At 39.9% G+C, this 21,658-nt stretch carries 19 protein-coding genes; 6 read left to right on the top strand and 13 right to left on the bottom strand.

The annotated features are described in order from the left end of the window. The first annotated feature begins 297 nt into the window (after positions 1-297). On the top strand, positions 298-1,632 hold the full coding sequence (locus B4Z90_RS08860; RefSeq protein WP_286801990.1) for a GH1 family beta-glucosidase: 1,335 nt from the start codon (positions 298-300) through the stop codon (positions 1,630-1,632). 5 nt (positions 1,633-1,637) lie between these two features. Here the strand turns inward: B4Z90_RS08860 and B4Z90_RS08855 are convergent, their stop codons facing one another. Beyond that, entirely contained in the window at positions 1,638-2,516 is an 879-nt protein-coding gene (locus tag B4Z90_RS08855; RefSeq protein ID WP_286751963.1) for a hypothetical protein, read from the bottom strand. A gap of 51 nt (positions 2,517-2,567) precedes the next feature. Here B4Z90_RS08855 and B4Z90_RS08850 point away from each other — a divergent pair, with 51 nt between their 5' ends. Then, positions 2,568-3,083, top strand: a complete 516-nt coding sequence (locus B4Z90_RS08850; RefSeq protein ID WP_070563896.1) for a hypothetical protein — start codon at positions 2,568-2,570, stop codon at positions 3,081-3,083. A gap of 20 nt (positions 3,084-3,103) precedes the next feature. Then, positions 3,104-3,493 carry a DUF2809 domain-containing protein gene (locus tag B4Z90_RS08845; protein WP_286801989.1) on the top strand — a complete coding sequence of 130 codons (390 nt, stop codon included), beginning with the start codon at positions 3,104-3,106 and terminating at the stop codon, positions 3,491-3,493. 11 nt (positions 3,494-3,504) lie between these two features. Here B4Z90_RS08845 and B4Z90_RS08840 read toward each other — a convergent pair whose 3' ends face one another. Beyond that, positions 3,505-4,023: a VOC family protein gene (locus B4Z90_RS08840; RefSeq protein WP_286770710.1), complete on the bottom strand. Its 519-nt coding sequence runs from the start codon at positions 4,021-4,023 to the stop codon at positions 3,505-3,507. Positions 4,024-4,289: 266 nt separating this feature from the next. On the opposite strand from B4Z90_RS08840, the gene B4Z90_RS08835 reads away from it, so the two are divergent. Continuing rightward, positions 4,290-5,315: a threonine aldolase family protein gene (locus B4Z90_RS08835; RefSeq protein WP_070563890.1), complete on the top strand. Its 1,026-nt coding sequence runs from the start codon at positions 4,290-4,292 to the stop codon at positions 5,313-5,315. A 146-nt stretch (positions 5,316-5,461) separates the two neighbouring features. Here B4Z90_RS08835 and B4Z90_RS08830 read toward each other — a convergent pair whose 3' ends face one another. From B4Z90_RS08830 to B4Z90_RS08795, 8 genes are all read right to left on the bottom strand, one after another. Then, positions 5,462-6,127 carry an aquaporin gene (locus tag B4Z90_RS08830; protein ID WP_312208564.1) on the bottom strand — a complete coding sequence of 222 codons (666 nt, stop codon included), beginning with the start codon at positions 6,125-6,127 and terminating at the stop codon, positions 5,462-5,464. Positions 6,128-6,256: 129 nt separating this feature from the next. Beyond that, positions 6,257-8,473, bottom strand: a complete 2,217-nt coding sequence (locus B4Z90_RS08825) for a DUF4838 domain-containing protein (protein WP_286801988.1) — start codon at positions 8,471-8,473, stop codon at positions 6,257-6,259. A gap of 1 nt (position 8,474) precedes the next feature. Continuing rightward, on the bottom strand, positions 8,475-10,007 hold the full coding sequence (locus tag B4Z90_RS08820) for a YaiO family outer membrane beta-barrel protein (RefSeq protein WP_286801986.1): 1,533 nt from the start codon (positions 10,005-10,007) through the stop codon (positions 8,475-8,477). Between the two features lie 4 nt (positions 10,008-10,011). Further along, positions 10,012-11,448 carry a glycosyltransferase family 2 protein gene (locus B4Z90_RS08815; RefSeq protein WP_286801984.1) on the bottom strand — a complete coding sequence of 479 codons (1,437 nt, stop codon included), beginning with the start codon at positions 11,446-11,448 and terminating at the stop codon, positions 10,012-10,014. 39 nt (positions 11,449-11,487) lie between these two features. Then, positions 11,488-12,624: a HEAT repeat domain-containing protein gene (locus tag B4Z90_RS08810; protein WP_286801982.1), complete on the bottom strand. Its 1,137-nt coding sequence runs from the start codon at positions 12,622-12,624 to the stop codon at positions 11,488-11,490. Then, positions 12,617-12,868, bottom strand: coding sequence for a response regulator (locus B4Z90_RS08805; RefSeq protein ID WP_349681258.1), 252 nt, complete (start codon positions 12,866-12,868; stop codon positions 12,617-12,619). Before B4Z90_RS08805 ends, B4Z90_RS08810 begins: the two co-directional genes overlap by 8 nt. Continuing rightward, entirely contained in the window at positions 12,835-12,996 is a 162-nt protein-coding gene (locus B4Z90_RS08800) for a response regulator (protein WP_286801981.1), read from the bottom strand. Before B4Z90_RS08800 ends, B4Z90_RS08805 begins: the two co-directional genes overlap by 34 nt. Positions 12,997-13,163: 167 nt before the next feature. Then, the gene (locus B4Z90_RS08795; protein WP_286801980.1) at positions 13,164-14,243 is read right to left on the bottom strand and encodes an NAD(P)H-dependent flavin oxidoreductase; all 1,080 of its coding nucleotides are present in this window, start codon (positions 14,241-14,243) and stop codon (positions 13,164-13,166) included. A 175-nt stretch (positions 14,244-14,418) separates the two neighbouring features. On the opposite strand from B4Z90_RS08795, the gene B4Z90_RS08790 reads away from it, so the two are divergent. Next, positions 14,419-15,411, top strand: a complete 993-nt coding sequence (locus B4Z90_RS08790; protein WP_286801979.1) for a 2-hydroxyacid dehydrogenase — start codon at positions 14,419-14,421, stop codon at positions 15,409-15,411. Positions 15,412-15,576: 165 nt separating this feature from the next. Here B4Z90_RS08790 and B4Z90_RS08785 read toward each other — a convergent pair whose 3' ends face one another. Beyond that, positions 15,577-15,915, bottom strand: a complete 339-nt coding sequence (locus B4Z90_RS08785) for a winged helix-turn-helix transcriptional regulator (RefSeq protein ID WP_286801978.1) — start codon at positions 15,913-15,915, stop codon at positions 15,577-15,579. Positions 15,916-16,033: 118 nt separating this feature from the next. Between B4Z90_RS08785 and B4Z90_RS08780 the strand changes: the two genes are divergently transcribed. Further along, positions 16,034-17,437 carry an MFS transporter gene (locus tag B4Z90_RS08780; RefSeq protein ID WP_286801976.1) on the top strand — a complete coding sequence of 468 codons (1,404 nt, stop codon included), beginning with the start codon at positions 16,034-16,036 and terminating at the stop codon, positions 17,435-17,437. A gap of 58 nt (positions 17,438-17,495) precedes the next feature. On the opposite strand, the gene B4Z90_RS08775 is transcribed toward B4Z90_RS08780, so the two are convergent. Beyond that, on the bottom strand, positions 17,496-18,434 hold the full coding sequence (locus tag B4Z90_RS08775) for a hypothetical protein (protein WP_286801975.1): 939 nt from the start codon (positions 18,432-18,434) through the stop codon (positions 17,496-17,498). Between the two features lie 82 nt (positions 18,435-18,516). Continuing rightward, positions 18,517-21,657: an error-prone DNA polymerase gene (locus B4Z90_RS08770; protein ID WP_286801974.1), complete on the bottom strand. Its 3,141-nt coding sequence runs from the start codon at positions 21,655-21,657 to the stop codon at positions 18,517-18,519. Position 21,658: the final 1 nt, after the last annotated feature.

Raw genomic sequence — 21,658 nt, 5'->3', positions numbered from 1 at the left:
AACTTGCTTAGAATTAGCATACGGCTAAGCATAATACCATGATTCATCCCGGTGTTTTTTCGTATATTTAACATATAGTTTATATACAGTTCATTTGCGTTTCGTTACTTTATCATACAATAGTTCAATGTAATCAACGGAGTAATGTATCTATTATGAAAACGATAAACTATTTTTTCCAGCGAATTATATTTAGGATCTTTCTAGGTCGATTCAGTTCATTCTATTCACCCTTGAGATTCCACAAGACCTAATTGTTTTTAAACGGCATTGAGGTCCGATAATTTTATTTTATAAATGCTTTTAACCAAAGATGCTTTTGGCAAAGATTTTATTTGGGGAGTGTCTACAGCTGCCTATCAGATTGAGGGTGCGCATGATTTACATGGCAAAGGTCCTTCTATTTGGGATATCTTTGTACAAAAAAGGAACCGTATATTTCAAAATCAACATGGTAATGAGGCTTGCGATTTTTACAATCGCTACGTCCAGGATCTCCATCTAATGAAAGGAATGCATATTCCTAATTATAGATTCTCCTTATCATGGAGCCGTATTTTCCCGGGTGGAATCGGTGAAGTAAATCAATCAGGTTTGGATTTTTATGATCGATTGATCGACCTATCGCTCGAACTAGGGATCACCCCTTGGGTTACCTTATACCATTGGGATCTTCCCCATGCATTAGAAAAAAAAGGTGGCTGGGTGAACCGTGATGTAAAAGATTGGTTTGGCGAATTTGTTTCCAAATGTGTGCATACCTACGGTGATCGTGTTAAAAACTGGATGGTTCTCAATGAGCCTACCGTATTCACTGCCGCAGGTTATTTCTTTGGCGTGCATGCACCGGAACGAAAAGGTCTGGGTAATTTTTTGGCCGCCGCGCATCATGCGGCATTGGCACAAGCACAGGGAGGTCGAATCATCAAATCGATCCAGCCCGACAGTCAGGTTGGAACTACATTTTCATGTTCTCATGTCGAACCATTTACATCGAGAGACAAGGACATTAAAGCAGCAAAAAAAGCAGACGTATTACTCAATCGTCTGTTTATAGAACCTCTCTTAGGAATGGGCTATCCTACTCAGGAGATTAAAATACTGAATAGAATTGAGAAGTATATTAAATTTAATGATGAAAGAGACCTGAAATTTGATATGGATTTCATTGGGATACAGAATTATACGCGGGAGGTTATACGATACGCCATGTTCGTTCCTTATCTCCAAGCAAAAATAGTATCCGCAAAAGAGCGTAAAGTTGATTTAACTGAAATGAACTGGGAGGTTTACCCAGCGTCCATCTATCATATGCTCAAAAAATTCAGTACCTACCAAAACATGCCGCCTTTAATTGTTACCGAAAACGGCGCCGCGTTTCCGGATAAAGCCGAGAATGGTATAGTACATGATCCTAAAAGAGTTTCCTATTTACAGGAAGCATTGCAACAAGTTTATCGTGGGAAACAGGAAGGTATAAATGTCAAGGGCTATTTTGTATGGACTTTTCTTGACAACTTCGAATGGGCTGAAGGATATCGGCCAAGATTTGGACTGGTGTATGTTGATTTCAAAAATCAACAACGTATCATCAAATCCTCTGGGCATTGGTATGCGGACTTCTTAAAATAAAAAAATTACTTTTTCTCACCATGATGATAAATCAAATTCGTGATTTTTAATAAAATTACCGCTACAAGTATTGCCCCAATAATGATACATACGCTGATTAATGAATTTCGCCCGTTATCAGCAAAAATATAGATTGCGCATACCGCCAACAGACAGGGCAAAGCAAAAACAATCAGCTTGATCCAATAGACACGATCCTCTTCCTGGAGGATCCTTTCGGTGGTTACCGCATGAATAAGATCGGCCTTATTTTTTCTAAAATACGTAAGAATGAGCTCTATCTCTTCCTGTCGAAGTTCGCGGGGGCGGACGATCTGTTCTTTTAATACGATAAGTAGATTTTTGCGATCGCGTTGTACAGAGCGAATATCTGCCATTTGAAATCGCTTTTTATAGCCCATGGGATTTATTGCATAGCCCTTATAATCGCTGTTTTCGGGACATAGACAAGAGAACTCAATGGCATTTAAAGAGAAGATAATATCAGTGTGATCTTGACCAATCTCTCTAAATTTTGATATGGCAAGTTTAACGGTTGCAAATAATGCACACTGAAGCACAAACAGACCAAAAGACAGATGAAAAATCCAGGACAAAAGCAATGCAACAGCAATAAATCCAAAAATAAACCAGCTCATATTAGACAAAATGTCAACCTTACGTCGTATTATTAACACAAAAATTGTACACATTACAGCTGGGATACTTGCTTTCCAATCCCAAAATATACTGACAACACCCAGCACGGAGCATAGCATATACATCAGCAGTTGAAAATAATCTGATTTCCGTTGGAAGTTGGTTCTCTTAATTTCAATGCTGTTTTCCACTACCTGCTCGAACAAAATGAAAAAATGTTTAACATAATATCTCTCTGATTGCATAAATATAAATATCTTTAATTAATATATATGTAAAAAATCAAAGCGTATCGTATGAAGACTTTTCAGTTTAAATCACATCAGGTTAAAAAGGGCTTAATCTTTGGATTAATTTATTTAGTTGTTGTATTTATACTATGTTATATGATCTTCGGTGGTATAAATGGGATGGCCGATGCGGCAAATAACTTTGGTTCGGCGAAGGGCTTAGGGATATTGGTTGCGGTTGTTATCATTGGTCCACTCGTCGTCATCTTGCAATTGATCAATCCCAAGATTGAAGTACAAGTTGACAGTGCGAACTTATCTATCAGGCAGCCGAAAAAAGAGGATAGCATTATTCCACTGAAAGAGATCTACATCATGGAAATAAACCATGCTTTGGTTAACCAGCTTCAGCTGTTCGATCAAAATAGACAGCTACTCGCTACAATACACCCCCAAAACGACACAAATGTCATTTTCTCCATCGCTAGTGCAATAGCACAACAGGGTAGATTTGTGAAGACAAAGGGGAACAAAAAGATCTTTGGAAATCCTGTTGAAACAATTTCCTATTCCAGGCAATAAATTTGGCATCGATATACGAAATGAAAAGCGCGGCAAAAATTCAGTATTTGGTCCTAATGGTGACAACTCTACTCTTGGGTTTAATCTCACGTAAAATATCTGTCATACCGCCTATATGTGGCGATGTGCTTTATGCCATGATGGTGTATTGGTTATCACGCTTAATATTTATTAAAAAATCACTGTTCTCCTACTGTATCATTACCATTCTATTCTGTTTTACCATTGAATTTTTACAACTTGTCCAATTGCCCCTATTTTTATGGATAAGGAGCAATTCACTTTTGCGCCTCGTATTTGGACAAGGATTTCTCTGGTCAGATTTAGGGGCTTATTTCCTGGGAGCGCTTGGAGCTGCATTTCTTGATTATCTTAAAGATCATTTGATAAAAACAGACCCTGCGTTGTGAACTGAATAGACCTATTTTGTCGTTTTGGCCCCCATATCGATGCCCATCTTTTCATAAGCAACATCATTCGGCTGCCAAAGCTCTATTTTATTTCCTTCAATATCCATGATATGAACAAATTTGCCATAGTCAAAGGACTCGATCTTATCAAGTACCGTAACTCCCTCCTTCTTCAATTGATCGATTAGAAGTTCAATATCGGCAACCCGATAATTGATCATAAAGTCTTTGTCCGAGGGACCAAAATAGCTTGTACTCTCTTTAAAAGGGCTCCATTGCGTAAATCCTTTTTTCGTACTATCAGCACCCTGATACCACTCAAATACAGCGCCGTAAGAATTTGTTGCCAGTCCCAGATGATCGGCATACCAGGCCCTTAATTTTTTAGGATCTTTGCACTTGAAGAAAATTCCCCCTATACCAGTTACTCTTTTTAACTCGACAGGTCGGTTCAAATTGCTCATGGTATTAAAGGCGTACCCCATTCCAAACGCCAGCGAAATACTCGCAACAAATACGACTCTTTTCATAATTTGATAAGGATAAATATTTATTTCTACCTCCTCTCCCAAATTTAATCATAAGTTTTGAAAAAACATTTACAGTGCAAAACAACATATTCTTTTCTTATACGCTCAGAATGTTATATTCATAGCTTTTATCCCATTTTTTTCCTGCTCAGATTGTTAAAAAACGATATTGTATTTATACATTTGACTCGGTCAAGATTCATTTATCATCCTGGTAATGCGTTTGACGTACTTAGTAAATAGCATCTGAAGTAAAAAACAGCGTTATGTATAATTTTAAAAACGATTATTCCGAAGGGGCGCACCCCCGCATTTTAGATAAACTTATTGAAACAAATCTGATACAACAAGCCGGCTATGGCGAAGATGAATATGCTAAAGCAGCAAAAAGCATTTTGAAGAAAAAGATAGCGAACGAGCAAGCTGTTGTTTACTTTTTATCTGGCGGAACACAGACCAATCTACTTGTGCTATCCTTTCTCTTACGTATCCATGAAGCCGTAATTAGCGCAAAAACGGGGCACATATCGGCCAATGAAACTGGCGCTATCGAAGCAACTGGACACAAAGTCATTACTGTCGAAACACTTGATGGAAAACTAACGCCGAAGGATATTACAAAAACGTTAAAGGAACATGCACTGGCACCACATGTCGTAAAGCCAAGAATAGTGTATATTTCCAATTCGACTGAAATTGGCACGATCTATACGCTGACAGAATTGGAAGCACTTTATGTATGTTGTCAAGAACATCATCTTTTACTTTATCTGGATGGAGCTCGGTTGGGGCATGCTTTGATGGCTGAAAACAACGATCTAACACTGAAAGACATTGGAAATTATGCTGACGTATTCTATATTGGCGGGACGAAAAACGGTGCGCTTTTAGGTGAAGCCGTAGTGTTTAATAAACCCGAATTGGCACTGGATTTTGACTATGCAATCAAGCAGAAGGGCGCTTTGCTTGCCAAGGGCCGGGTTTTATCCATTCAGTTTCTCGAGCTCTTTAAAGATGATTTATATTTTGAACTAGCGCAAAAAGCAAATTCCTACGCTATGCGGATCGCTCAGGTGATCAAAGAAAAAGGCCATTCATTTTTGACAGACTCAACCACTAATCAAATTTTCCCGATTTTACCCAAATCTGTCATAGAGACATTGAGTCAGAAATACCAGTTTTATATTTGGAAGGAAATAGATAATGATTATGCTGCTATTCGCCTGATTACCTCCTGGGCCACCGACGAGGAGCAGGTTGCAAGTTTTATGGAGGCCATATTGAAATCTTAGTGATCCGACCTCTAGGCTTATCAATCACTCCTAAATGAAAGCGTCCAATAGGTATGTTGTACCCATTGGACGCATCCGATAAAATGAAAAAAATTAGTCTTTAGGTTCCAACGCTTTCCAAACAACCGCTGCAACTGCAGCACCCACTAGCGGCGCAACGATAAATAACCATAGCTGAGACAAAGCTTGCCCCCCCCCGCTAAAATGGCAGGACCAAATGAACGTGCTGGGTTAACGGATGTACCCGTTACAGGGATAGCAACGAGGTGGATTAATAGCAGTGTAAAACCGATTGCAAGTCCAGCCATTGTACTGTTACCTACTTTAGAGGTTGTCGCTAATATCACAAATAGAAAAAGAAACGTTAACACTGCTTCGATCAGAAAGGCAGAAGCAGTACCATACTCGTTTTGATAACCCTTTCCCCATCCGTTGGAGCCATAGGCCCATTCACCTGCAGTAAAGCCGGCCAGCTGTCCACTCAAAATCTGTTGAAGAACAAATGCTCCCAAAAGTGCGCCAATAAATTGAGCAATGATATACACAATTGCATCCTTAGCAGACATTTTACCCGCCAATAATACACCAACCGTAACGGCAGGATTGATATGACAACCTGAGATTCCTCCGATCGCATAAGCAAAAACCACGACCGAAAGGCCGAAGGCAACTGCAATACCCAAAAGGCCAAGGCCAGAAAGTCCAGCTGTGGTATTGGCCCCTGCAATTGCGGCAGCTCCACAACCAAAAAGTACCAAACCAAATGTTCCAATTAGTTCGGCAACAAATTTTGAAGATGTTTTAATTTCCATATGAATCTGTTTATAACTTAGTTAACTCTAATTTAATCATTTTCCGTATTAAATTAAAGCACTAAAAAATTTATTGTAGAACAATATCCACACACTATTAAAATCAGTTCTATATATACATCTTCAACATCAGTTTATCCATATTTCATCACAGGCTATAAGCGCGTTCCGTTTCGGATGATACCTCCATTCAGGTAATTTTGCTAAGGGCTCAGCATAGACTCGAATGACCTTAACACGGTCGTTTATCAAAGCTCGATAGCGAACCTTCTCCACTGTATAATCTTCCTCCTGAGATTCAAGTTTCCTCAGCAGCACATCTTGAAAATCTTCGCCATTTTTGGATACCGAAATGCGGACTTCCTTTGGTGAAAATATCCAATGTCGGACATCCTTTAGAAAATTAAGCTCAATTGTATCGATGTGTTTTTCCTGTTCAAAATCAAACGTAATATCCATCGGCTCCCCATTCCATAGCAACCAGTTGTAGCTATAATCCATGTATCCTGGGACACTATCGGAGAGGGTTTCCAGACCATTGGCAGGGAAGGAAGGATCGAATGGATTTTTCAGTTTTATACTTGCTTGGGAAGCTTTGTTCGTTCTGACTCCAGCATTGAATATTTCGCTCCATTCTTTTGCATAAGCATCAGGTGACGCCCCCCCTTCGGCAAGTTCTATTACCCCCAGCCTTTTGGCGTCTTTAATAAATTGAGTGACTTTAAGGCTTACATTAGGTCTTACAACCCAATGGTCGCCGTCTTGCTCAAAGATACCATGCTGATGCGGACCATAGAACCGTGCTTGTTGCAAGTAGGTGTAATCCAAGCCTAAACCGACACGTCTAATACGCGATTCTAATAAAGGATTTCCTTCACTTGCAATTTCAGCTTTTTCTAACAATGTACTGTATTGATCCATAGCTTCGGGACTCAAAAAATCCTTTCTATTATCAATTGGATTTCCATAAATCGACAAAGCGGAGGAAGCTCCAGGCAAGTGATTTCTTCGCAGATCGAGATATTTCTTAATAAATGGTGCAGCCTTACCATAATAGCCCTCAATAAATTCATCTGTCAATTGCTCTTCTGAACGACCATCTGTATCCCAGGCAAGGTTAGCCAAAATATAAGCATTTAACTCCGCCATATCACTATAGGTCGCTCCGCCACCTTGTAAGAATACCCCTTCTACCCCTTGTCCTTTCAAATATTGCATGCTTTTCTGCATCGTTCCTTGAATGGGGAATGGGGCAAGATAATTGGTAAACTGAGTCAAATAATCCCATACAAACACATGCTTCGCTTTCGATTTCCAAGCGCCCAATTGTCTACGGAAAGTTGCTGCAGAATATTCACTACTGATATCATTTTTCCGAAAAACATCGATATTACTTAATATAACCGAAACATTATCTGCGACGCGAAGATGCGCTGGAGCATTAGCCGATTCGAGATACGCCAGCGTCGTAAATTTCTTGTCTGGAAATTTTCCGGCCACCCTATTCACAAAGTGGATCAAGGAGCCCTGTGCTCCTCCTTCGCGCTTATCAATGGCTTGGCAAAGATCGCAAGTACAGCTTCCAATGTCGTCATTGGCTGCTATGGACCAATAGATAGCCGTTGGATTTTCAAGCATCCTTTTCTTAAAGTAAGCGACTGTATGAGTAAAAACTTCTTCATTGGAAAGACAGAGCTGAATCGGTTGGCGCTTCCCATCATACAGCGCGTAATATTCCGGATGATCTTTAAAATAAATCGATGGTGGCAATATTTTACTGAAGGTATGGCCCCAGTCCCCCCATCTATCTTCCAAATTATGTAGGCCATACCAGTCCATGTACTCCTGATCCAATTCCACAGGGAAATAAACTTCTCTAAATTGAAAATTAGGCTTTGAAAAGATTTTTAAATCGGCATCCACATATAACGCAGTACACTTTGGAACATCGGTACTTTCTTTACCTGTATACCACTTTCGCCCACCAATAACATCCCTGACATAACGGTACGCCGCAAATATTACACCTCTACCACTTCCTTTGATGTAAATATTTTTTCCTACAGCTTCAATCGAATAACTGTCTTCAGGGGACGCATTTGTTATTGGGCTTCTTTCCAAAATAATGGCATGTGTATCATCAACTTTGGCTTGTATTGCAAAATCTACACCTGTGCTTTCTTTTGTAAAGGTGTTTATCACCGCAGCAGCTTTTTGTACAACAGGATCATTTGCATCCGCCTGGATGACATAATCCGTTTTCCCATTGTCCACCAATACCATTCTTTCCTTACCCTGAACTATCGTTACCAAAGACAATAGACCTAACATAAACTTCCACATCATATTAAAAATATCTCCTTAATGATAGATTTAGATCATACTGGTTCATAAATCTATTTTCAGCAACTTTGTAATAGCTCCAACCGCCCATGAGTGTAAAACCCCAAGCATCTATGCGATGTTGCCAGCCTGCATTAATTGATCGGGATAAAAAATTGAAACGGTTGTTTAGGAATTGATAACGCGATGGATCATCTGGCGAAGTCCCCACATTACCGATTAGTGTGACATAGGAATCCGGTTTTTCACTGTTATAATAATGTCGTATCGCGAGGGAGTAGGCTTGGTTCCATCGCTGTTCATCACGTAACAAAAATCCCCTTAAATAGACAAAAGTTGGCCCAAAATATCGGCCTGCCGAAGCGACAAGTCCGTAATTATTTGTATTGTCATTTGCACGAACATACCTTCCTCCGAAATCGAAGAGCCACAATCCCGCTTCCCGATATAGGCTATAAGATGCGCGCCATGTTGGAAAAACACTACCATCAGCCCAAGCTATCTGGTGATAGGCATATATATTTTTACTGTAGTTAAGCCAAGCATCCAAACCGACCTGAGAACCTTTCTCACCACGTCTATTCCCGTAATTAAACTGTCCGATAAGTGTATTTTTCTCCCCTAATTTTTGGCCATATTCCAGACCTGAAATAAAGAAATGTCCATTTGGCCGATCTTGCGAACTTTGCATATGATTTGCTCCAATATAAAACTTATAAGGCATATTCTCGCGGTAAACTTTGGTCAAATGCTGATATTGTACATTTTCTGGCATCTTCGCTACCAGCTGATTCATAAAACCCAATGCCGTTGAATAATCTTTGTTTAGTGCGGCAATGTTTGCTAATTGTTCGGTAACAAAAATCGAACTGTCACCTCTGCTCCATAAAGTTTCGAAATCAGTCTTCGCTTTCCCGTATTCTCTATTCGTCATAAAAGCACTTGATCGCAGGTATAAGAAACGATTGTCTGCAGGATCAGCATGTTGTATACTGTCCGAATAAGCCAATGCTTGAAATACATCTCCCTTTTCGACGAAATTCCGTCCCCTTTTATACCAGATATCGATGCACGCATCACGGTCACGTGTTAACTTCCGATCTTCAAATTCGCTATACAACCTGATGATTTCAGCGTCCATCGGAAACCGTTTACGTGCGGATTGCCAGGTAATCGTTGCTTTTTCAGGCTGATTAGAAGACTCATATAGTGCAGCTAATGAAAGATACGCGTCTCTGTAGCTGGGCTCGCTCGAAACCACTGCTTCAAAATAGGGAATCGCCCAGTCGGCTCGCCCCATCTTCTGATAGCTCAATCCCAAGATATACCTAAAATCCGTGTATTTAGGATATTTTGATAATACGGTTTGGCTCAATGCAATGGATTCCCCCACTCTTCCTGCTCGCAGGTAGCCAGCGGCTTTTGGAACCAAGCTGTCAACGTCGTATGTTTTATTTTGCCAGTTAACCTGCGCATGTACAACATGCGACAAAAATAGCAAACAAAAAATTAGCGCAGATAGGATTAATTTTTTCATTTTTCTACTTTTTAATGTGATCAGAGGGCAAAGGAGTTAAGGTGCCTTTTCGCGTCATTTCCCCCCAGGCATGCTTTTTCCCAAAAAGTTCTTGGACATAGCCCTTAATCGAGCTATAAACGATAATGGGATGATAAACAAATGGTTCTATAAATGCGGTGAGGCATAACCTTATAATATCTTTTCGCCGTTTGTAATATTTATAGACATAATTGTCCAGTAAAATGGAAAAACTTGTCAGAAAGACCGAAAACATATAGACGAAGATCAATAAAAGAATAGCCATTGGCCAATTAATGCCATGTGTTAGGATGAGGTAGATATAAAAGAAAATACCTAAAATCTCCATAATAGGGGCAAAAAATTCGAAAATGGCATTGTATGGAAAAACGATGAGTCCAAACCTTTTGTACTTTGGATTAAAAAAGGCCTTACGATGTGTGCGCATAATTTGCATCAAACCCCGCGCCCAGCGTACACGTTGACGCGTTAACATCTTGAGGCTGTCAGGCCCCTCAGTCCAACAGAGCGTCTGCGGAATATACTTGACCTCGTATTTTTGGTTATTGTCACACATGGTCATACACATTCTGGTTACCATCTCCATATCCTCGCCCAAGGAATTAGAATCATATCCGCCCGCAGCAATGAGAATCTCTTTATCAAACAATCCCAATCCCCCAGAAACATTGGGAATACAGTTAAGGTAATTCCAGCCCATTTTACCCAACAGGTATGATCGAATGTATTCCATTTCCTGAAAACGGGCCAATATGGGTTTGGGTAATGCAGCTTCCACCAACATACCGGAATCCACATAACTGGAGTTTGACATCCGTAGTGTTGCGCCCACAGCGATTACACGTTCCTTCGAATCCAGTACAGCTTCGATTAATTGAACCAGGGTGTCATTGGCGAGCACACAATCCACATCGGTATCTAAAATATAAGGAAAGGAAGCTACATTAATTCCAGCATTTACCGCATCGGCCTTACTGCCCCCGTTTATTTTATCAACGATCGTTAGTCGTTTATGAGAGATGTCCATGGATTTGTAGATTGCTTTAATCTCCTTACATGGCACCAAATAGTCAACCAAAAAGTCTACCTGGACCAGATCAAACTCTTTAATGAGCTTCTCCAATGTATCATCTTTACTGCCATCATTCACAATAACGACCTCATACCTGGAGTAAAACAGTGTCATCAGCGAACGTACATTGTTTACGATTGTAACCGATTCATTATATGCTGGTGCGACAATACTTACCCCTGGAGCAATTTCAGACTCCATTAATGTCTGCACACGTCGGGAATTTCTCTTCCGAAGATTCTTCCGGATCGATATGGATGACATCCGAAACAACATGACGTATACAATCAACAGCAAGAGACAATAAAATCCGAAAACAAATTCTATTGAAAATATAAAATGTTTCATATGCAATACTTTTGTGTTATGGAACCAATACCTAGCAATCTATATATAGTGAACCATAGGGTGACTAACATAACGTATAAGCTTATAATCGTCCAAATTTTCAGCAGTTTCAATTTTACGTAAACTTGATGCACTGTAAGGCTTTTGCGCGAGCAGGGAACGATAAGCGTGTTTTCGTAGTGCCAATACTGTACTTTTATCGTTGAAGATGTTCTCTAAAAGATCGATCGATTTTCCTTGACCAAGACGCCCCAATGCTTTTACAATCTCTATCTTGACATTTAAGGGCTGCTCGATGGTGTAAAAATCCACTAACCGACTTTCGCTATCTCTCGCCAGGAGTTTGCCCAATGAGTTGATCGCTTTGTGTAGCGTTTTAGCATCCTGAGCTGAAACGATGAGCTGCCATAATTTTTCTTCATCCAATTGCTGGTAATAGACCATGAGGTCCATCATAAGGCTATTGATTGAAAAAGATTGAGCGCCGTCCAGCCATTGAGAGAACACGTAAGATCCCACATAATCGGTTGAGACAATTGTTTGATAGATATCAAGTGCATCCAGGTCAGTAATTCCTGCAATACCAGAAAAAACCTGATCGAAGGATATTTCACCCCGCACCTGCAAAAGATATTTAAAGGCCGCTACCCGAATTTCAATGCGTGGGCTACTCATCAGCTGCATCAAAACCGCATCCTGGATTTCGACCTTCATCAATGCTAAATCGGCCAAAGATCTTACTGTGGCTGCCACATGGTGGCTCTCGTGTCTTATTTCGTATTGCGCTTCTCTATCGAAGCCCAATTCATTAAATAAACTCCGCATATTTTTTCCTTTCTCTCCACCGATAGTAAAAATATATTCATGCAATATTTGACGGACCACTTTCTGAATGATCGGCTTATGAAGATCCAACGCTAGTTTATCCACCGGATAATGGCTATTCCTATTATCAATCAAAATGTGTTCATAGATAAAATCTCGCAATACAGGATATATTTTAGCATGATATAGGCAATACCGATAGTCGCGATAATAAAAGATAGCAATACCGACAAGACAGCTTACCCAAAATAGAAAGCTCAACACAAGCGCTATCGTAACCAAAATAGGCCAACCCTCACCCTCAAAAAAGGATCGGATGCTATGAATCGTATGTTCTATTTTACTAAGCATGACCTATTCTTAATCGTACACGGGATATCAGTTCAGACGGCGAAATAGGTTTTTTGATATAATCGTTGGCTCCTACTTCGAAACCTTCAACAATGCTGTTGTCATCTCGATAGCCTGAAATAATAATAACGGGCACTTGGTTATTCGTACTGCTTTTCCGAATGCGATCGATTATTTCGTAACCATTAGCAAAGGGTAATGCCAGGTCTGTTATGACCAAATCAATGGTTTCATCCGAAACCAGCGAAAGGGCTTCTTTACCGGACTTTGCCAGTAAGAGGTCATACCTTCTCTTACAAGAACAAACTGCATTGTGCTCAATAGAATTTCATTATCTTCGATAACAAGAATTCTCTTTTTTTCGTTCTCCATAGCGGTAGATTTTTAGTTTTTCACGGTGAGACAAAGTTTCGAAAAAAAAAGAAAATGTCTTGTAGATTAACAACTACAGGTGGATTTAAATAATTTAAACGCAGGTTTTAAGGATTGTTATCTCTTAAAATGACAATATATTGACATAGCATATTTCGTGTTTATTGTTAAACAACTAAACTAGTATGTAAAATTTCAACTTCTTCGATCAAGGAACGAATGATATCTGCAGTAGAAAGTTCACTGTAAGAATGTATCGATTGTCCGGTCCAAATGTTGATAAAATCAGCATTTCTATTTATCCTTGCTACTCTTCTTAATTCGCCTGTGAGTTTATTTTGATAAGGATAGGGCAAAATCTTTTGAGCGGCTTCTAAAGCTTCAATGAATTTATTTTTTATACCTCTGGCGTAGCGCCCTGAAAAGCTCCTCGTTAATACGATGTCTGATTCATTAACGCCTGAAAGACGCGCTTTTTCAAAGTCCAGGAGCGCGCGCTCCTTAGATTTGAGTAATAAACTACCCACCTGGAAGCCACTTGCACCTAAGAGCTTTGCAGCATGCAATGTACTAGCGTTGTATAAACCACCGGCATAAATAAGGGCAACATGGACATGCTCTTTTACCTGCGGTAGTAGTGAAAGTCCGCCAATCGCCGGTATTGGAGTGTCGTCAAAACTTCCGCGATGTCCCCCTGCTTCTAGTCCCTGTACACAGATGATGTCAATGCCAGATTCTTCCAAAGCGATTGCTTCTGCCACCGAGGTGCATGTACCAATAAGAGTAACATCATTGTCTTTCAATCGTTTTATACTTTCTGTATCCAAATTTCCAAACGTAAAACTCACAACTTTACACCGATGGGTGATGATTACGTCAATCTGTTCCCTGTAATCGGTCAAATGGATACTATCAAGCTCGGGTAAGGTTACTTTCAAGTCGTGCTGCGCGGCTAATTGCTCCACGAAAGTTTTTGTTTCACTATACTGTTTCCTTAAATCGAATGAAACCTTGGGAATATTATTGACAAAAATATTGACCGCGAAAGGCCGCTTTAGATTTTCGGCAGTCAAACGAATAAGTTCGCTGCAACGTTCTGGCGGCAGATCACCCAAAGATAACGAACCGAGCGCTCCAGCACGCGAGGCTGCAATGACCATTTCTGGTGTCGTAACACCAAACATTGGAGCTTGGATAATCGGATATTCAATACCTATTGATCTTGTGAGTTGATTTGACCACTGCATATCGGGACAATTTAATAGTCTTAAAATTTGTATAACGATCGATGTAATGCGTCTAATTTAGCTTATTTTTTATTAAATGATGTGATAACTATTGGGAAACATCCTACAACGGAAGTTCCAAATAAGCTATTTATACTGTATATTTATGGTATTCTATTACGTAACAAACAATTTTATGAAAATCGCCTTCTTTTCGACTAAACCATACGACAAATTATTCTTTGGACAGGAAAACAGCGCTTATGGATTTCAGTTTAATTTTTTTGAAACGCATTTAGGTCCACATATTGTCAATGCTATTGAAGATGAGAAAGTGGTCTGCGCATTTGTCAATGATAAACTAAACCGACAAGTGATTGAAGTACTTGCTCAAAAAGGTGTCGAACTGATTGCATTACGCTGTGCTGGTTTTAACAATGTTGACCTGGAGGCGGCAAAGGAGTTTGGCATTCAGGTATGTCGGGTCCCGGCTTATTCCCCAGAAGCAGTTGCAGAGCATACAATAGCAATGTTATTGACATTGAATCGTAAAACCCATAAAGCCTATAACCGCGTAAGGGAGCAAAATTTTGCATTGAATGGCCTTTTAGGATTTAATCTTCACCAGAAAAAAATTGGCGTTATTGGAACGGGGAAAATTGGAAAGGCCTTTATCAAAATTGCATTGGGATTTGGGGCACAAATAATTGCCTATGACTTATATCCCGATCAGCAGCTTACAACACAGGGTGTCAATTACAAATCATTGGATGAGCTCTTTAAAGAATCAGATATCATTTCACTTCATTGTCCCCTAACCTCCGAGAACCACTACCTCATCAATAGCGAGTCATTGGGGAAAATGAAAGACGGCGTTACTATTATTAATACAAGCAGAGGCAATCTGATCAACACCCAAGATGTCATTAAAGCACTCAAAGAACGAAAAATTGGTTTACTGGGTATTGATGTCTATGAACAAGAGGAAAAGTTGTTTTTTAAAGACTTATCGACAACAATTATTGAAGATGAAACAATACAATTATTGATGAGTTATCCGAATGTCTTAGTGACGGCACACCAAGCTTTTTTCACCACAGAAGCATTAACCGAAATTTCGCAAAGAACACTAAGGAGCATCTCAGACCTATCAACCAAAGGAATCACTGACGCCGAGGTCATGCTTTAACAAGACTTCCCATCAAATTTATTTTGAGGTAGCGCTATTAGCAATGTTGTGGCTAAATGCACCTTTTAAAGAAACAGAATGGATGCAAACTGTTGTATCATCGGTACAATTGTCTCATTAGGCATCAGCAAAAATGAGTAGCGAAAGGGAATATAAACTAAATGCCTATCCCCTTTCGCGTTTGTAATCACACCACCACTCATCAAGTCTTTCAATGACCGGCAGTAAAGTTTTACCTAATTCGCTAAGTTTATACTCCACACGTGGTGGAGATTCAGCATAAATCTGTCTACATAAAATACCATCACGTTCGAGCTCACGGAGTTGAACGGTCAAGGTCGTTTGCGCCAGATCTTCCATTTCCCGCCGTAGTTCTCCAAATCTTTTGGGGCATTGTTTGGCAACAGCCTTAATGAGCAAAACTTTCCATTTTCCGCCAATTATCTTAAAAATTCCGTTGACATCACACCAGGCTCCAAAATTTTCACTTTTTTTTTCCTTCATAATCTCCTCATACTGACCATTAGTTCATAAAAACATACCAAGTACATCATTTATAACTACTTGATTGCAAAAAATATCCAAACTATTTTTAATCGTAAAATTATTAAAAACTTTCTATATGCGCTTTCAAATTAAGGATCTACTTCATATTTTCCTCCTTTCAACGGGTATATTTCTTTTCGTCATCGATCTTTTTATCATTAATGTTTCTCTTCCCACGGTTCAACATGCGCTACATCTACGCAATAGTGATACGCAATGGATCATAATACTATATATCATTGGTTACACAAGTCTTCTAATCAATGCAGGGAATGCCGGAAATCATTATGGAAAGAAGAAATTATATTTAATTGGCATGGCTGGTTTTACAGTAGCCTCTCTTTTATGTGGCTTAGCCGATAATCTTTACATTTTATTGGCCGGAAGATTGATCCAAGGGATTAGTTCTGGATTGATGGTTCCACAGGGTATCGCATTGATCACCTTACGTTTTGAAAATCCCGAGAAGAGATCAATGGCATTGGGTATTTATGGGAGTATAGCAGGCATCGCTTCTGTCATCGGTCAATTATTGGGCGGAATACTTCCCGACCAGACCTGGATACATGAAAGCTGGCGTCTTATCTTTTTAATTAATGTTCCCATTGGGGTGGTCGCCTGCTTTGCTGTCTATCGTTATACAGCTAACGATCAAGTCTACGTTAAATCCGCTGTTTCTTTTAAACCAATGGTAACATTATTTACGCTTTTAATGGGAATAATTTTTCCATTAATCATGGGGCCTGACTTGAAATGGCCAATATGGTCACTGCTGGTCCTGGGAACAACGCTTGTTTTTGTCCAGCTATTTCTAAAAAAACAGCGTAAATTAGAAAAGATGGGCTATCCTAGCGTACTCAATTTCACCTTATTCAATAATCGGGTTTTCAATTTGGGTCTGCTGGCCGCATTAGCCTACTATATGGTACAGGACGCTTATTTTATCATAAATTCCAATTACCTTCAAAATCAAAAGAATTATACAGCAACAATGACCGGAATTGCCTTTGTTTATCAAGGTATAGGTTATGTATTGGCAAGCGTTATGGTCAGCAAGTTGGTACAGCGTCATGGAAAAATTGTGGTGCTTTATGGATTAGGCATCATGATTTTGGGATTTGTTGCACATCTTTTCATTTTTAATAGGATGCTTTTAAATAACTACCAGATACATACCCTGTTCTTTTTTTACGGCATTGGTTGCGGTAGTGTACTACCTGCATTAATGACTCTTGCCTTAAAAGACCTCAATGAAAAATTAATTTCCGTCGGATCTGCCATCTATCTTACGATACAACAATTATCAATATGCCTGGGAATCACATTTATCGTCGGTGTATTTCTACATCAAAAAGAAAATAAATTTTTCATTTGGCAGCATATTTCATCAGCTTATGGTTACTCGATCGCACTATCGGTCATATTGCTCTTATTTGTCCTAGGTTTTATAGCTTATTTACCTTCACAAAAGGTAAAATAGCAGGTAATTTGTATGGGGTTTAGCTGATTTATCCTATTTTATATAAGGGTTAAGGCCCCTAATTTGCTGCCTTATATTTGTTCACTAAAGCATAATCATAGGGTATGCGCATACTCAAGGGACCAGCTTCCCACAAATCTGAATCAGGGGACAAGTAAAAGTCATAAGCATTACGCAGGAAATTTTCCCCATCGGGTGCTTCTTGCCATTTTTTCTGCGCTCTATTATAAAGTAGTATCATGCAACTCACGCAAGTTCCCTTATCTTTCATGGCCAGGTTTTCATAACACTTCCCTATTTTTACACTTAATTTTTGTTGAATAATAAGGTCCGTCAACCGTCCTTTGGTAAGGTGAATTAAAGCAAGCTGTGCATCTTCATCCGTTGGCGAATGTTTTGCGGGGTTCAATCGGCCGAACTGAGCCTGATATATTCGTGCTATTTCGGCCTGCCTCACATCCATTGGTAAGAGATTTGTATCTACGGGATGGAGGTCTTCAACATCGTCCACCTGGGTGGCTCCAACACTTAAGGCGATATTTTGTTTGGATGTGTCAGCAGCTGAGCTTTCATTTTTATCGAATAACTGCGTAAGTTCTGAAATATGATGTCCTATTTGATTAAAACCAACAACGTAATTTAAGATAACAAAAGCAAATAGTGCAAGGACAGAAAAAATAAAAAGTGCCTTCCAAATACTGGTCCGGCCATGCTCATTTGTTTCCACTTCCAAAAATGTAGATCTTTTGTGATCTGCTCTGTCAGCATCGTCACGATGTTCAACCCGGTCATAATCACCTAAAAATAAGTCTTTACCATCAAAAAGATCAATATGATCTTCTTGAAACATTTGCACTATATCCCGGGCAGCTTTATACTTTACATTTGCCCCTGTAGCAACCAAATCAATTGCGGCATTAACATCGCCCTGTTTAATTAATTCACGAATAGTTGCTTTATCAATTTCGATTGTATTTACGAGAATATTCTTAGTCATACCGTTTAATTTCTATGGATTGCTTCGCTATCGATTAGCACTGAACCATTTTAGATCAAAAATCAGATTAATAAATGAAAGATCAATGAAAATTTCTTCCCTTATGAAAAATACCTGCAGCATTGTCGCCATCTGTTGTCAGATCTTTTAACAAACCTGACATATCAAAGCATCGTTCTGCTATTACATGAATAACCTCTCCTTCAACTTGAATTTTACCCGCGACCATCAGGAGTTTTGCGCGAAGAATTTCTTTTCGATATTTTTCAAATACAGTACTCCAAACGACAATATTTGCAAAACCGGTATCATCTTCAATGGTGATAAATAAAACACCTTTAGAGGTTCCTGGTCGTTGTCTAACCGTAATCAATCCGCATATTTTCACGAGTATATTATTTTTGATCAGACCTAATTTTGCTGTGGGCACGACATGGAGTAGATCAAGCTTACCGCGCAAGAAACTCACGGGATGTGCTTTAATGGATAGCGAGGTTCTTGCATAGTCGGCCACTACATGTTGGCTTTTCGTGAGCAATGGCAGTTCGATCTGTCCTTCTACTATACTTTCAGAGGGTTGACCTTCAAATAATGCAATCGGACGATCCGCCAATGCTGTAATTTCCCAAAGTGCTTGCCGACGATCAATACCTAATGATGTAAAGGCATCTGCATCAGCTAACTTCTCCAACGCAGTAAGAGATAGTCCAACATCCATCATACCAGTAATGGATGCATAAGCAGACTGCCGACCTTGTGTCAGCACAGCAGCCTCTTCCATTGAAAATCCTTTGATCTGACGTAAGCCTAATCGAAGGTCATGTGGTTTTCCAATTTCTCCTTCTAAGGTATTGTCCCACAAAGAATGATTGATATCAATAGGACGTACTTTTACCCCGTGTTTCTGTGCATCAATAACAATTTGTGCTGGCTGATAGAACCCCATGGGCTGACTATTGAGTAAGGATGCTGCAAAAATATCCGGATAGTAATACTTAAGCCATGAGGACACATACACCAGTAATGCAAAAGACGCTGCGTGACTCTCTGGAAAACCGTAACTGCCAAAACCTTCCAATTGCTTAAAAACTCGATTTGCAAACTCTTCCGTATAGTTTTTCTTTACCATACCATCGACCATCTTTTTGTGAAAAGTCGACACCTGCCCTTTGGCTTTGAATGTAGCCATGCTTCGGCGCAATTCGTCGGCCTCTGCAGGAGTAAATCCCGCAGCAACAATGGCAATTTCCATGGCCTGCTCCTGAAAAAGGGGGACGCCCAAGGTTTTTTCAAGAATGGTTTGGATCTCTGTACTTGGATAATCGACATCTTCCTCTTTATTTCGCCGACGCAAATAAGGATGCACCATATCGCCTTGTATTGGTCCAGGCCGTACGATAGCCACCTCAATAACCAGATCATAAAATTCGCGCGGTTTTAATCGCGGCAACATCGACATCTGGGCCCGGCTTTCGATCTGGAATACACCTAAGGTATCCGCATGACAGATCATATCGTAAACCTTTGGATCGTCTTTTGCCCCAATATCAGCCAGGGTAAGCTCTTTTCCATAATGCTTTTTAGCGAGGTCAAAAGCTTTGCGTATACAGGTCAACATCCCCAAAGCAAGTACATCAACCTTTAGAAAACCCAGTGCCTCAAGATCATCTTTATTCCATTCGAGATTTGTCCGATTATCCATGCGGGCATTTATTAAGGGACAAAGCTCATGCAAATTACCTTGCGTAATAACAAAGCCGCCCGTATGCTGCCCCAATTGACGTGGAAAGCCAATATATTGGTGCGTCAATTCGAGAATTTTTCGCAAATGTTGACCTTCGGGATTAAAGCCCTGTTCAACCAAACGTTCCAAATTGATATCATCGTCCCAATGGCTACTCACTACCCCTGCTAAACGCCCTACCGCATCCATGGAAAGCCCCATCGCCTTGCCAACATCACGTATTGCGCCTTTGGAGCGGACCTGTGTGACAGTTGCTACGATAGCAGCACGATTTCGACCATATTTCTCATAAATATACTGGATCACTTCTTCTCGACGCTCATGTTCAAAGTCGACGTCTATGTCCGGCGGTTCATCGCGTGCATCGGACATAAATCGTGCAAATAAAAGCCTGTATTTTGATGGGTCAACAGAAGTAATGCCCAAACAGTAACAGACCGTAGAATTTGCTGCCGATCCACGTCCCTGGCATAAAATTCCTTTTTCCTTTGCAAACCGGACATAATCGTATACAGTTAAAAAATAAGAAGCATAATTTTTGCGTTCGATAAAATCAAGTTCCATTTGAATCGTTTCACGAACTGTTGCTGGAATATCACCATCAAATCGTTTTTTTGCCCCTTCCCAGGTTAAATAAGTTAATTCCTCCTGCGTCGTTCGACCATGGGATGATAATTCATCTGGATAGATGTACTTCAAATCATCTAGGGCAAAACGACAAGCATTGGCTATTTTTACACTCTGTGCTACGGCCTCAGGATACAGCCTAAACAAACGTTCAACTTCAGGTATTGATTTGAGATAACGCTCCGCATTAGGATGTAAATGAAATCCAGCCGTATGTATCGTACATTTTTCACGAATGCAGGTTAAAATATCCTGCAATTCACGCCTTTCAGGGACATGATAATATACATCACCAAGTACCACCCTCGGGATATCCAATTGTTCGCCCAGCTGATTTATCCGAAACAATAATTTAGCATCATCTCCACGATAGAGTTTTTTTATTCCTAGATTAAGATAGCCCTGGAGATGCTGTTGACATTCCTGAGCAAACTCAATAAATGAATGTTCAAGCTCAAACCCCAACACCAATTTTTCAGGTGGACAAATAATGAATATAATCCCTTCAGCGTATTGAAATACATCGTTTTTATATAACTCGCATTTTCCTTTTTCGGTCCTTAAATTTCCAAGCGTTAACAATGTTGAGAGTCGGCCATAAGCCTCTTTATCTGTTGGGTAGGCCAATAAACTTGGGCCATCCTGTAAATCTAAACGACAGGCAGGAATAAGTCGTATACCTACTTTTTTAGCCTCGATATGCGCACGAACGATCCCAGCAAGGCTATTACGGTCGGTTACTGCAACAGCATGATACCCTAATTGAGCAGCCCTTTCGATCAGTTCCTCAGGGTGTGAAGCACCTTCGAGAAAACTAAAATTACTTGTTATCTGTAATTCACAATAGCCCATG

This window comes from Sphingobacterium sp. UBA5639, assembly GCF_002421245.1.
Taxonomy (GTDB): Bacteria; Bacteroidota; Bacteroidia; order Sphingobacteriales; family Sphingobacteriaceae; genus Sphingobacterium; species Sphingobacterium multivorum.
This window is presented reverse-complemented; position numbering and strand designations above follow the sequence as displayed.